The organism is Bacillus sp. 22475, assembly GCF_052044835.1.
In the GTDB taxonomy this organism is placed as follows: Bacteria; Bacillota; Bacilli; order Bacillales; family Bacillaceae_G; genus Bacillus_A; species Bacillus_A cereus.
The window spans coordinates 38007-52455 of the sequence record NZ_JBQENW010000026.1 but is presented as its reverse complement, the minus strand read 5'-3'; the positions used below and the strand labels follow the sequence as shown (position 1 = coordinate 52455).

Below are 14449 nucleotides of genomic sequence, written 5' to 3'. Positions count from 1 at the left end.
TGCCTCCTCTTAAAAATTAATCATAATAATCGTTTTATCATCTGGTCTTATTCTCTTTTCCCCTTCCAGCTCTTCGATGATTGCTACATATTCATTTATACTATTCTTTCTTATATATGCAACAGTTTGTTCTAATGACCAATCTGGGTGGAATAACCCGTCTGAACAAATAAAAATCCCACTCACTTCATCTGTATGTAATTCACCATGTTGTAAATAATGTATCGCTTCTTTCATTCCATTTGCAACTGAATAACCATTTGGCATATTTGCAAGATAACGATTGTACTTTAACTGTTCTCGAACATCTTGAAAAACATGTTCTTCTGGCACAGATAAACCTTTCTTACGATCTTCTTCCCTCTTCTTTTTTGCTCGTTTACTAATTCCTTTAACTGTGTCTTTCGTTACTACTTGCATCGTTCCATTTTGAAAAGTTACGACAATCATACAGTCCCCGAGTTGTGCATATTCAATTTTCTCACCATCTATTTGAATTGCCGCAATACATGTACACCACAAATGCTCTTTCTTTCCCGTATCTACTTTATATTCCAACATTTTGCTTTGCAGTGCTTCATTTGCTTTTGCAACTGAAGCTTGTAAACTATGATTTTCGCGTAATGAAGTAAAATAACTTGCAAATAAATGCGAAGCGATGTATGCTCCATTATGTCCCTTTTCATCACGAAACGGGACAAGTGGTGTTGCACCGTCACATACACCATAAATCTTTTTATCTTTATTACAAAAATAAGAATCCTCACATTCTTGCTTCAACGGGCTTTTCTGTTGATATGTTTTTATCTTCACAACTGTATCCCCTTTCAAATGATAAAATACTCAAATTCTTTTGATTAATCTAATTTACCAAAATAAACTGTTTTTACCCAAAACTTTCAATATCATATATAATCTTGAAATAATATGAATTTTTCAGTGAAGGACGGGAAAGAAATGGTCAGATTCCTTGGTGTTATTATCGGTTCTATTATTATTGCGGTTGCCTTTAATCTTTTCCTTATCCCCCACAAAATTTTAAGTAGTGGAATTGGCGGAATTGCTATTATTTTAGGGATTGTAACCCCTGTAAACACAGGTATTATTAACTTTGTATTAAACTTACCTATCCTTATTTTAGGGTACATAGGTCTTGGAAAAAAAGTAATTTTCAACACAGTTGTCTCTGTAGTTGTCTTATCTGTTGCCTTATACTACGTTCCAGTAAAAGTCGTAGCAACAGACCCACTTTTATCTTCTATCTTCGGAGGTGTCATCGCCGGAGCTGGTATTGGTCTTGTTTTTAACTGTAATGGATCCACTGGTGGATTTGATATTATCGGTATGCTATTATCCCGCAAGCGAGACATTAAACTTGGCGGATTTCTTATTGTTTTAAATACAGTCGTTGTAATAATCGCAGGATTCTTCTTCACTTGGGATGTTGCACTTACAAGCTTACTTTCTATTTATGTAACTGGTAAAGTAATTGATGCTGTTCATACAAAACATCGTAAAGTTACACTTATGATTGTAACAAATGAAGCAGAAAAAATGAAAAAACAGCTTCTTTCAACTGTTGTACGTGGAATCACATTACTTGATGGCGAAGGCGCTTATTCAAGCGAGAAAAAGCGTGTACTTATGACAGTCGTTTCTCGTGAAGAATTAGCAAGTATGAAACTAACAATTTCTGAAATCGACCCGAATGCATTCGTTAATATTACAGAAACTGTAGAAGTGTTAGGACTTTTCAGAAGAGGCTAAAGACTAGGTGGGAATCCACCTAGTCTTTATTTTGCATGAATTCAATTCGATTTCCAAATGGATCTGACACGTAAAATCGAATTACATCTGGCCGTGCATAATCATCAATCACTTCAACACCTTGCTCTATCAATGTTTGCTTAAATTCATTAATTTCATTCACATAAAAAGCTGGATGAGCCTTTTTAGCTGCTGTAAAGTTCTGCTCGACACCAATATGAATTTCTTGATTTCCACACTTAAACCAACATCCACCTCGTTTTTTCAGCTCTTCTGGCTTTGGAATTTCTTCCATACCTATTTTATTCCCATAAAAATCACGCGCCTCTTCTTCACACCCTACAGGCGCAGCTACTTGCACGTGATCAATCCCTTGAATATAATTTTTCATTTTCTCTCCCCCTCCTCTACCCTAATGTTATACGGAAAACAGCCGTCTGTAACTTACAAAAGGTTTATAAAACAATATAAGCTCTCCTTATTACCATCCTGCATTCACCTTGCAAAAAATAAAAAAAAACAAAATTTATTCTATAACTTCCATTTTTTATAGAAATACACATTACATCTATATTATAGTTATGAATAGACAAATCTTTTTAGATGCTATTTGTACGGAGGAACTATTATGAGTCGTAAAAAATATTCACCAACTCAAAAAAAACGTCATCCGAACATTTCTAGACGTTTGCAAAACCATATACAAGATCGTTCATTAACAGAAATGTACGCATCTCTGTTCGAACACAATCCTGATAGTATTATTTCATTAAATTTAGAAGGAGTTATTCTACATATAAATCCTTCTGCCGAAAGAATATTAGGTTACACTTCTTTAGAATTAGAACAGAAAAATATTACCTCTATTTTAGAAGCCCATATTTCTGAGCAAGTATTACAAAATATAAAGAATACTGAAGCGGATAATCAACAAGAGTATATCTTATCTATTTATCATAAAAATGGATTCTTATTAGATGTTGTGACAAAACTAGTTCCTATTTTTGTTCAAAATCGTCTTACTGGCGTATATGCTATTATGAAGCCGCTTGAAAAATCAGAAAGAATTGAGAATATGCTAAAAGAAAGTGAGAAGAGATTACGTACATTAGTAAACTCCATGCCTGCGTTTGTTATATTTAAAGATCATGAAGGGCGCTGGCTTGAGGCAAATGATTACGCACTTTCTTGCTTCAATTTCCATCATGTACCTTACCACGGGAAAAAAGATAGCGAACTCATTCAATATAATGAAGCATACCGAGAAGCTTTTTTACATTGTGAAGAAATCGATGAACTAGCATGGCAACAAAGACAAATTCTTCATGGCGAGGAATTTATTATACATAGAGATGATTTCGATCTAATCTTAAGTATATCAAAAGTTCCGCTTTATCATCCTGATGGTTCTCGCAAAGGTCTTATCGTGATGGGGAGAGATGTTACTGAGCTAAAAGAAACTGAAAAGTTACTACGAAAATCAGAGAAGCTCGCAGTAGTCGGACAACTGACAGCTGGAATTGCCCATGAAATTCGAAATCCACTCACTTCTCTAAAAGGTTTTCTAACGTTGCTCCTCCCTGAAATAAGTGAGGAGCAGAAATGGTATATCGATGTTATGTTAAGTGAGATTTCACAAATGGAATCCATCACGAGTCAATTTATGGCGATGTCTAAGCCACAAGTATTATCTATCCAAACTTGTAACATACAAACTTTAATTGAAGAGGTAGTTACATTTATTTTACCGACTGCAATTATGCATAGCGTTCATATCATCATGGATCATTTTGATTACGTATATGATATTCAATGTGACGGTAACCAATTAAAACAAGTGTTTATAAACATATTAAAAAATGCGATAGAAGCAATGCCAAATGGCGGAAATATTTTCATCCAAACAAAACCATTAGAGGATAATTTCATCTTAATACGAATTATCGATGAAGGTTGCGGCATTCCTGAAGATCGTATCTCCCGTCTAGGCGAACCTTTTTATAGTTTAAAAGAAAAAGGCACAGGACTAGGATTAATGATGTGTTACAAAATAATTGAAGAACATCATGGTAGATTACACATTTCAAGCGAATTAAATAAAGGTACGATTGTTGATATTGAGCTACCACTTTCTTCATCTCATCTTGCAATCCAGTCTTAAATAAAAAAGAAGCATCTGCTAATCGTTAGCAGATGCTTCTTTTTTTAAAATGCTTTGTCATACCACTCTTTTGCTTTTTCTACTTCACCCATCGTTAATTGATGCCCTCGATTTTCCCAATGCATTGTTACATTCGCATTTGCATTTTCTAATAGTACCTTCAATTCCTCTGACTCTGCTGATGAACAAATTGGGTCATTTGTCCCAGCAGCAATAAACACAGATTTCCCTGCTAAATTTGCTAATTGCATTCCTCTTCTTGGTACCATTGGGTGATGAAGCACAGCACCTTTTAATGCATTTTCGTAATGGAATAATAAGCTTGCTGCGATATTTGCCCCATTCGAATAACCGATAGCTACAATGTTATTTCTATCGAATTTATATTCTTTAGCCGCTTCATCTAAAAATTCATTTAATTCCTTCGTACGGAAAATTAAATCCTCTTCATCAAAAATGCCCTCTGCTAATCGGCGGAAGAAACGCGGCATCCCATTCTCTAACACATTTCCCCTAACGCTTAATACCGACGCTTCCGGATCAATTATTTCTGCAAGTGGTAGTAAATCTACTTCATTACCACCTGTGCCATGAAGTAATAACAACACTGGTTTTGACGTATCTTTTCCTTTTTGAAAAACATGTTTCATCATAATCCTGTTCCCCCTTCAATCACTTTAATCTAAATTTCTCACTTCAAATGGTAAAAGCGTTTGTTCAATCTGTTTTCTATGTTGTTCATATTGTTCCGGTAACTTTAATTCCTCACCCATCGTCTCTAACGATTCATCATGAGCGAAACCAGGAGGATCTGTTGCAATTTCAAATAAGATTTCACCATGTTCTCTAAAATAAATCGCGTTAAAATAATTTCGATCTTGTACAGGAGTTACGTGATATCCAAAACGCGACACATGCTCTTTCCAGTCTAGCTGATCAGCATCGTCAATCGCTCTCCAAGCTATATGATGAACTGTACCAACGCCCATTTGGCCACGACCGATTGTTGATAATTTCAAATCAATAATATTTCCAATATCAGCAGAAGAACGGAATCGAACAAATTCACCCTCTTCTCCAATTTTCTCAAGACCCATAATATGTTCTAACAATTCAGCTGTTTTTTGAGGCTGTGCAGATAAAAGAACAGCACCTCCAAACCCTTTAATTGCTACTTCTGGTGTAACTTCTCCAAAACTCCAATTATTTAATTCGCCTGCTTCTCTTTCAACTAATTCTATATGCAAACCATGCGGATCATCAAATTCTAAATACTGCTCTCCAAAACGAGTCATTTTCGTATACGAAACATCGAATTTTTCTAATCTATTTTCCCAAAACTCCATTGCACCTTTTGGTACAACGTAAGACGTAATTCCTACTTGACCATCACCAATAATACCTTGACGAGCACCTGCCCATGGGAAAAACGTAATAATTGTTCCAGGTTTTCCTCCTTCATTTCCAAAATAAAGATGGTACGTACCTGGATCATCAAAATTCACTGTTTGTTTCACTAAACGTAACCCTAATACACCAGCATAAAAGTCTACATTTTCTTGTGGATGCCCTACAATCGCTGTAATATGATGGATCCCCATTGTTTTCTTTTCCATTTCTTCCACTCCTTTTTTATTTCATTATAAAAATTGTTTTACATTCAAATTCACTATTCATTTTGTCCATACTGCAAAGTAAAATCCGTCATTATAATTTATCTCGAATTCGAGATACTAATTATAAAATCACATATTAGTTATCTAACCTATAGAAATTATCTCGAATTCGAGATAATACTCAAAAAAATATTTGTTCAATCTATAATCATAATAAACCTTGATTTAAAATGTTATTTATCTCGAACTTAATATTTATTATAAGTTACTTATTTTTCATTGTCAATAAGTTACTCATTTCATTTTAAATTAAAAAAGCCATACAAATGTATGACTTTTAGCTTATTGGCATCGCAAATTTCTCTTTCTCTACATATACTTTCCGAAATTTCATATAGCACCCAATACGCCAAGGTACTATATAACAAACCGCAAGAGTGTAGAAAAGAATGCCGATTGACTTTGGATCTAAACCTTGTAAATGTCTTCTAAAATAAGCACGTAAAAGAACGATAACTAAAAATGTAGCAATAAAAGCGATACTTTTTTTTGCATAAATTTGCCCATCTTCTCTGACTTCATACCCACTTAAAATAATAAGTGGAATTGACAATAACAGTCCGATCCCAGCAGCTATACCAATTTGCCAACCAGCAAGTTGTATCGGTGCTGCGTATAAAGAAAAACCTGGTAATAAGAAGAATAATGGCAATAGTAGTCGTCTTCCTTTATTATTAATTGGTCGATTCATAGAGCGCATGCGTCTAAATATAACGAGCCCTATGACGAGTAAAAAAATTGTAATACTGTACGAACCTTGCTGCAAGTGAATCTCTCCCTAAAAATAGTCATTTTCAAAAATACTCCCCTATTATACTCCTAATTTTTCCAAAAATATAATTATTCCTCTAAAAAATCTTACACATCAAATATACTTTTAGGTTTGATTTACTATAGGAAACAATTCCGAAAGAGGAACTACTCTCCCCACCTCGTCTTTAAACACAATATGCTCTCTAGTTAAATGGCGCGGGCTCTTCACTCCCGCCGCTGCCGCTAATGAAAATAAACTATATCTCATACTAATAATATAATTCATGACTCGCCACTTCTTCTCATACGGATCTAACGCTTTTTGATAATGCGGATTCGTCGTGGCTACACCAGATGGACATTGACCAGAATTACATTGAAGGGCCATAATACAGCCACTTGCCATCATAAACCCACGGGCTGAACTTACAGCATCCGCCCCAATCGCTAAAGCAATCGCCACTTTATCTGGTGTGATTAATTTACCCGCTGCAAATACTTTAAACTTGTTACGGACACCATAATGGTTTGCTGTATCGATAAATGTAAGTAATGCTGGAATAAGCGGCAGTCCCATACAATCTGCCATCGATTTATACGTTGCCCCTGACCCGCCTTCTGAACCGTCGATTGTAATAAAATCTGGGTAAATGTTTAGTTCTTTCATTGTTTTTATTAAATCTTCCAAAGGCTCCTGCTGACCAATTACAATTTTCATTCCAACTGGTTTACCGCTGTTTTCTTGCAACTGTTGAATAAAACAAAGTGTATCCGCTGCATTCTTTAAAAATGAAAATCGATTCGGTGAATTAATCGTCTCTCCCTTTCGGACGTTGCGAACAAAAGCAATTTTCTCATTTACTTTTTGTCCCTCTAAATGACCACCACGTATTTTAGCACCTTGCCCAAATTTCAATTCGAATGCTCTAATATTACTTTCTTTCGCTTTCTCCATAAATTTTCCCATTGAAAAATTACCGTCTTCATCACGGTATCCAAATAACCCTGGACCAATTTGCGCAACGATATTCGCTCCTGTATGTAAATGTTCTGGAATAACGCCACCTTCACCCGTATTAATCCACGATCCGCCTGCCATTTTTGCTCCAAAACCACTCGCTAAAATATAATTTTCTCCAATCGCACCGTAAGAAGTCGCAGATGCACCAAACATGCCATGTAGCTTCCACGGATATTTACGGTTCTCACCGACTATAATTGCATCATCTTCTTCGTACAGCCAAAGATTCGTTGTATCCGCTGTCAATTTTTCTCTTCTTGAAAATAACCCTTCTTTATGAATCACGTACTTTTTACCTTCCCGCTCTTGCGTGAGATTCACACTTAATTCCTCAGTTAATATCGGAAATAATGTATTAGCAATATAATATCCAGAAGCTTCAAAATCTCGTTTTGATCCAAAACCAAGTATTTCAGAGCGATATTTCGCTAAAAACATAACACTTTGAAAATCATAACGTGAGAAAGGCTTTCCATCCGTATCATGATCAAACCAATATTGTCGAAATTCAGGCCCTATCTTTTCCAGTAAGTAGCGCATTCTTCCTAAGTACGGATGTAATTTTAAAATAGAATGGTGTGTTCGTTTTTTTATAAAAAATGTAATGATAAAAAAGACGATTAAAAGCAACATTAAAAATAGTAATATACTAATAATAACGAGTAGCGTTTCACTCATCCCGCTTCCCCCTATGAAATTCCATAATAAAAGGAGAACACTCGATGTGCTCTCCTTTTATCTTTATTCATACTAACGTAGCAAGATGCTCTTTCGCGTCATATTCAACTAAACTTTCAGCGTGTTTAATTCGATGAACAAAGTCTGGATTAGCAATTAACGGTCTTCCGAATGCCGCTACATCAATCGTTCCTTCTTGCAACGCTTCTTCGGCCTCTTTCGGATTTAAATTACCAACCCCAACAATCGTACCATCCCAATATTTTCTTACTAGTTGATGAAAATTCTTTCCATCAGCAATCTCTTGCGTATAATTCATCGTTGAAGGATGGATCATCGTTAACCCAACCTCTTTAAACATATTTATGAACGTTTCAATTGCAAACTCAGGATTTTCCCACATATAAGTAGGATTATCACCTTTGAAAGCAGAGAAACGAAGAAGTGTTTTATTAGCTCCAACAGCTTCTATTACAGCCGCCGTTACTTCTTTCATAAACGTTAACCTTTGTTTTAAATCACCACCATATTTATCTGTTCGCTTATTCGCAAACTCATACGTAAATTGATCGATTAAATATCCGTGTGCACCGTGAATTTCTACTCCATCAAACCCAGCTTCGATTGCATTTTTCGCAGCTTGTGCGTATTGACCAATAACTTCTTCTATTTCTTCTAACGTCAATGCTTCTGGTGTATCAAACGGTTTACGAAAACGCGGAACATTCCCTTCTGCAGCAATAGCAGACGGTGCTTGTGGCAATTGACCACCAATTATTTCATGATGACTCATACGCCCAACATGCCATATTTGGGCAATAATCGTCCCGCCTTCTTTATGTACTGCCTCTGTAACTGGCTTCCACGAATCGATTTGTTCTTGCGTATAAATCCCTGGTACTCCTGGATTCCCTTTCGCTCTCCGGCTAATGACAATTCCTTCTGTAATAATTAGTCCAACTCCATCCGCAGCACGCTTTCTATAGTACTCAACTACATCAGCACCAACTACACCAGTCTCATTATTTGCAAAGCATCTCGTCATCGGCGCCATCACTATGCGATTCTGAAGAGACCAAGACCCAATTTGAATCGGATTAAACAACTTCGTTTCTTCAATGTTTTCAAAAGATCCCCCAGCGTTTACATTTGTTCCCTCATAAATACTTGCCGCTTTATTATTTGAACTTGCCATTTTTCTTCCCCCTTAAAAATTCTAACTATATTCGCATCATACTTACTTTTAAATAGTAACGTCAATTTATACGACTTTGCCATAAAACATTCGAATATCAAAAAAATAGAATGCTATAAATAAAATTAAAAAGGTTTCCTTAGTAGAAAACCTTTTTTAGTTAATCATATATGGCTGTCAATTTGTTTATCTCTTTAATATAAAGAATCCCTTATCAATAGAAGTGAAAATGGTTCAGTATTCTTCTAAAAATAATAACTTATATACCTAAAACAATGAAAGCCCTACCTCTCTTTCATCCTTACGGCTCCTCGTCCGTGCCAGTGTGAATCAGGATTGCAAAAATCAAGTAACTATTTTATCGAAGTATTGAATTAAACTTCGAACATTCGTAAAAGAAATTTAAAATAAAAATGGATTTGATTGTAGTAATAACAAAAGAGGTTAATGCTTTAAAAGTGGTTTGAAAGAGTTGAATGTCTTTGAAATGATTGATTGCCTATAATTATGTTCCCAAAAAATTCAAGATCTTTTTTGGGATGCAATACATTATTTGTAATGAACCTTAACAAAAGCTTTTTATTTGATTTTCTGTGATACCTTCAATTAATCCAAGTTCACTAATCAAAAATTCATGTGCGTTATCTAACATTTTCTTTTCGCTTGCATTAAGTGCTTTTTCTTTCTGTATACGCATTAAATCACGCACAACTTCAGCACCTTCTTGCATTTTACCCGTTTTTATTTTATCAGTGTTCACTTTATACCTTTGTTTCCACGTAAGTAATCTATCTGATTCCCCATGCAAAAAAATATCTATTATGTGTAGTAATGCCTTGATATCTGTAACTGGTCGTATATTTGAGTTCAATATTTTGCCTTCAGGAATCATTATTTCCATATTATTAGCCGACATTTTTATAACATAATATTGTTGTTTTTTTCCTGCGATTTCTTTCTCTTCTATGGCTTTAATTATACCTGCTCCTTGCATTGGATAAACAATGTTATCGCCAATTTGAAACAAATAATCCACCTCCATATATGGTAACCTTCTTAAGCTTAACACACATTCATTTTTTTAGCAAAATTTTTATTTTATCACAAAATTATTTTACACGTCAATACTTCAGAAGCAAGAAATTAAATTTACACAATACACTATAAAAACCGCAATTCCATTAACGGTTCCACACACATTCATTCTCTTTTAACACAAAAACACATCACTACATTTAAGTAGTGATGTGTTTTTGATAAGGCATAAATAAAGATCTACTTTTCCGTCTATATACTAACCTGCTTACGAATCGTCTCCCGCGCTAAAAGAAAACTCATAATCACTTGCGCAGCTACTCTACTCGTCATATCCCTAAAATCAAGAGTTGGATCAATTTCTACTATATCCATCCCTTGAACGAGTGGCTCTTTACCAAGAAATTCAATTGCATCAAGTAAAGTAGTACTATCCATCCCACCAGGGCCAATTGCTGGACAACCTGGTGCAAACGCTTGGTCTAGTACATCCATATCAAGAGAAATATAAATAGAAGTCACACCTTGTTTTCTTAGTACTTCAATACTTTCCGTGATAATATCTTTTATTTCTCGCTCTCGTACGTCTTTCATTGTATACACTGTTATGCCATGTTCTTTTGCATATTCATGGTACGCACGTGCATTTGAAAAATTACGAATGCCGATTTGAACGAGTTGTTTTCCTGTTATGACATCATTTTCTAGCAAACTACGGAACGGTGTACCATTTGATGGACCACCATCATCTAAATTACGTAAATCATGATGAGCATCAAATTGAATAATACCGATTTTCCCTTTACTATTTGCAAATCCTGTTATACTCGGAAAACTAATTGAGTGGTCACCACCAAGTACGATTGGTATCATGTTCGGATTTACTTTCGTTACATGACCAACTGTTTTCGCAATTCGGCTATGACTTTCTTTTATATCCGTCACATGCATCGTAATATCACCGCAATCATACAGAACACTTTCTTTCATATCGTGTTCTTCTGTAATTGCGTATGTACTATATGCATCTAACATCGCACGAATTGTTTTTGGCGCAAAACATGCACCTGAATGACTAATAGATGGTTTAGAAAGGGGTGCTCCAATTAAGGCAGCACCGAATATTTCTACACCTTCCTCCCAATCTTTAATCATTTCACTCCATTTCGTCACTTCACGATCAATAAACTTTGCATTTTTCTTTAAATAGTGGCCGTGCTCCACGATTGTTCACCTCTTGTATATGCAATATTCCCATTCTTCCATACTGTATTTACATGACTTACGCCATAATGGTACGGTACGTAAGCATAATTGTAAGCATCCCATAACACTAAATCTGCCTTACGACCAACTCTAATTTTCCCAGCTACATCACCACGGTTAATGGCATAAGATGAGTTAACTGTTACGGCATTCCAAACTTCTTCTGGTGTCATTTTCAGTTTTAGCATTGCAATGCTCATAATAAGCTGAATGTTTTCAGTTGGACAGCTACCTGGGTTAAAGTCTGTAGCTAATGCAACTGCAACACCTTCATCAATCATTTTACGACCGCGAGCGAAGCTTTCTTTATTTAAATAGAAAGTCGTTCCTGGTAATAGAGTTGCTACTGTATTCGAGTTTGCAAGCATTTCAATTCCTTTATCAGAAGCGCCAACTAAATGATCTGCTGATGCTGCACCGATTTCAGCAGCAGCTTCCGCACCACCAAGAGGGTCAATTTCATCTGCATGAATTTTCACATCAAAGCCAAGCTCTTTCGCTTTTAGTAAAAACTCTTTTGACTCTTCGACAGAGAACACACCTGTTTCACAGAAAATATCGACGAACTCAGCCAATTGCTTCTCTTTCATTTCTGGCAATAAATCTAACATCCATTGTAAAAACTCTTTTGATCTACCTTTATATTCTTTCGGAACTGCATGAGCACCTAAAAATGTGGAAACTAAATCGATCGGATGCTCTTTTTGTAATTGTGCAGTTGCCTCTAATTGTTTCCATTCCGTCTCATCATCTAATCCGTAACCACTCTTCGCTTCTACAGTTGTAACTCCGAAAGATAACATACGGTCTAAATGGAATTTCGCTTTTTGAACAAGTTCTTCTTTCGATGCTTGTTTCGTTGCATTTACAGTCGAAAGAATGCCTCCGCCTTGTTCTAAAATTTCTAAGTACGGAACTCCTTGTAATTTTAGTGCGATTTCATTTTCACGAGATCCACCAAATACAAGATGAGTATGCGGGTCAACAAGACCAGGAGAAACCATTTTCCCGCCGCAATCAATAACTTCTTTCGCTTGTAATCCTTTCGCTTCTTCCGCTGTTCCAACGAAAGTAATTACATCGTTTTCAATTCCAACCGCACCGTTTTCGATAACAGGAAGCGTGTTCATCGCTTCCCGTCTTAACAAGCCATCTTCTTGATCCATTGTTAGTAATTGACCGATATTTATTAGTAAAGTGTCCAGCATGTTTTCTCCTCCTTATTTCATCATTGGAATGTTAACGCCTTTTTCTTTCGCAGTTTCCACAGCTAAGTCATATCCAGCATCCACGTGACGAACAACACCCATACCAGGGTCAGAAGTTAATACGCGCTCAATACGTTTTGCTGCTGCTTCTGTTCCATCTGCAACGATAACCATTCCAGCGTGAAGTGAATACCCCATACCAACGCCGCCACCGTGGTGAACAGACACCCAGCTTGCACCGTTTACACTGTTAATTAATGCATTTAAAATTGGCCAGTCTGCTACTGCATCACTACCGTCTTTCATCGCTTCTGTTTCACGGTTTGGAGATGCTACTGATCCGCAATCTAAATGGTCACGACCGATTACGATTGGTGCTGATAATTCACCATTTGCCACCATTTCATTAATGATGCGACCAAATTTTGCACGCTCACCGTAACCTAACCAACAAATACGTGATGGAAGGCCTTGGAATTCAACTTGCTGACGAGCCATACGAATCCAGTTACATAAATGTTCATTATCAGCGAACTCGCGTAAAATTACTTCGTCTGTTTTATAAATATCTTCTGGATCACCAGAAAGTGCTACCCAGCGGAACGGTCCTTTTCCTTCACAGAATAATGGACGGATAAATGCTGGAACGAATCCTGGGAAATCGAATGCATTTTTCAAGCCTTCATCGAAAGCAACTTGGCGAATGTTATTTCCATAATCAAATGTAATTGCGCCTTTTTCTTGCATTACAAGCATTGCTTCTACATGTTTTGTCATACTTTCTTTTGATAATTGTACGTAACGTTCTGGATCTTCTTCACGAAGTTTCGCTGCCTCTTCTAACGTATAACCTACTGGAATATAACCGTTTAATGGGTCATGAGCAGATGTTTGATCCGTAACTAAGTCAGGGATAATATTACGATTTACTAACTCAGGTAAAATCTCTGCTGCATTGCCTAATAATCCAATTGAAATAGGCTCTTTCTTCTCTTTATACTCGTTTGCAATAGCCAATGCTTCTTCTAATGATTCTGTATACTTATCACAATATCTCTTTTCAATACGACGATCGATACTACGCTTATCTACATCAATAGCAATGACAACACCGCCATTCATCGTTACAGCAAGAGGTTGTGCACCACCCATACCACCTAAACCAGCAGTAAGTGTTAATGTACCTTTTAATGAACCTTCAAAATGTTGACGAGCTGCTTCACCAAATGTTTCATATGTTCCTTGTAGAATCCCTTGTGTTCCAATGTAAATCCAGCTACCAGCTGTCATTTGTCCGTACATCATAAGACCTTTTTTCTCTAGTTCTCGGAAGTGATCCCAATTCGCCCATTTTGGTACTAAGTTTGAATTCGCTAACAGAACACGCGGCGCGTCTTCATGTGATTTAAAAATGGCAACTGGTTTTCCTGATTGAACAAGTAACGTTTCATCGCTTTCTAACGTTTTTAATGAATCTACGATTGCATTGTAGCTTTCCCAGTTACGAGCTGCACGGCCAATTCCACCATATACAACTAATTCTTCTGGTTTTTCAGCTACCTCAGGATCTAAATTGTTCATTAACATTCGAAGTGCTGCTTCTTGCACCCAACCTTTCGTTTGTAACTCTGTACCTCTTGGCGCGCGAATTGTTTGTTGTACTTTTTCCATTTCAATCTCTCCCTTTTC

13 protein-coding genes are annotated in these 14449 nt (G+C 36.3%); 2 read left to right on the top strand and 11 right to left on the bottom strand.

The genetic code is table 11. The features are described 5' to 3' along the window. Window positions 1-9: 9 nt before the first annotated feature. Entirely contained in the window at window positions 10-831 is an 822-nt protein-coding gene (locus tag ACTJJY_RS26005) for a protein phosphatase 2C domain-containing protein (protein WP_440606953.1), read from the bottom strand. 126 nt (window positions 832-957) lie between these two features. On the opposite strand from ACTJJY_RS26005, the gene ACTJJY_RS26000 reads away from it, so the two are divergent. Beyond that, window positions 958-1767 carry a YitT family protein gene (locus ACTJJY_RS26000; RefSeq protein WP_098226593.1) on the top strand — a complete coding sequence of 270 codons (810 nt, stop codon included), beginning with the start codon at window positions 958-960 and terminating at the stop codon, window positions 1765-1767. Between the two features lie 19 nt (window positions 1768-1786). Here the strand turns inward: ACTJJY_RS26000 and ACTJJY_RS25995 are convergent, their stop codons facing one another. After that, window positions 1787-2158, bottom strand: coding sequence for a VOC family protein (locus tag ACTJJY_RS25995; protein ID WP_440606952.1), 372 nt, complete (start codon window positions 2156-2158; stop codon window positions 1787-1789). A gap of 237 nt (window positions 2159-2395) precedes the next feature. Here ACTJJY_RS25995 and ACTJJY_RS25990 point away from each other — a divergent pair, with 237 nt between their 5' ends. Next, entirely contained in the window at window positions 2396-3928 is a 1533-nt protein-coding gene (locus ACTJJY_RS25990) for a BA3702 family sensor histidine kinase (protein ID WP_440606951.1), read from the top strand. Between the two features lie 44 nt (window positions 3929-3972). Here ACTJJY_RS25990 and ACTJJY_RS25985 read toward each other — a convergent pair whose 3' ends face one another. From ACTJJY_RS25985 to hutU, 9 genes are all read right to left on the bottom strand, one after another. Further along, the gene (locus ACTJJY_RS25985) at window positions 3973-4581 is read right to left on the bottom strand and encodes an alpha/beta hydrolase (RefSeq protein ID WP_327641357.1); all 609 of its coding nucleotides are present in this window, start codon (window positions 4579-4581) and stop codon (window positions 3973-3975) included. Window positions 4582-4605: 24 nt separating this feature from the next. After that, window positions 4606-5544 carry a ring-cleaving dioxygenase gene (locus ACTJJY_RS25980; protein WP_000412727.1) on the bottom strand — a complete coding sequence of 313 codons (939 nt, stop codon included), beginning with the start codon at window positions 5542-5544 and terminating at the stop codon, window positions 4606-4608. Window positions 5545-5881: 337 nt separating this feature from the next. Then, window positions 5882-6370 (bottom strand): CcdC protein domain-containing protein, encoded by a 489-nt coding sequence (locus ACTJJY_RS25975; protein WP_440606950.1) that lies wholly within the window; start codon window positions 6368-6370, stop codon window positions 5882-5884. 111 nt (window positions 6371-6481) lie between these two features. Beyond that, window positions 6482-8056: a glutamate synthase-related protein gene (locus ACTJJY_RS25970; RefSeq protein WP_440606949.1), complete on the bottom strand. Its 1575-nt coding sequence runs from the start codon at window positions 8054-8056 to the stop codon at window positions 6482-6484. Between the two features lie 67 nt (window positions 8057-8123). Then, window positions 8124-9251, bottom strand: coding sequence for an alkene reductase (locus tag ACTJJY_RS25965; RefSeq protein WP_440606948.1), 1128 nt, complete (start codon window positions 9249-9251; stop codon window positions 8124-8126). Window positions 9252-9816: 565 nt separating this feature from the next. Beyond that, window positions 9817-10278 (bottom strand): CarD family transcriptional regulator, encoded by a 462-nt coding sequence (locus ACTJJY_RS25960; RefSeq protein ID WP_175056340.1) that lies wholly within the window; start codon window positions 10276-10278, stop codon window positions 9817-9819. A 260-nt stretch (window positions 10279-10538) separates the two neighbouring features. Then, window positions 10539-11510, bottom strand: coding sequence for a formimidoylglutamase (gene hutG, locus ACTJJY_RS25955; protein WP_440606947.1), 972 nt, complete (start codon window positions 11508-11510; stop codon window positions 10539-10541). Then, window positions 11489-12760 carry an imidazolonepropionase gene (hutI, locus tag ACTJJY_RS25950; protein ID WP_071714694.1) on the bottom strand — a complete coding sequence of 424 codons (1272 nt, stop codon included), beginning with the start codon at window positions 12758-12760 and terminating at the stop codon, window positions 11489-11491. Before hutI ends, hutG begins: the two co-directional genes overlap by 22 nt. 12 nt (window positions 12761-12772) lie before the next feature. Next, complete coding sequence (gene hutU / locus ACTJJY_RS25945) at window positions 12773-14431, bottom strand: urocanate hydratase (protein WP_023522768.1); 1659 nt, start codon at window positions 14429-14431, stop codon at window positions 12773-12775. Window positions 14432-14449: the final 18 nt, after the last annotated feature.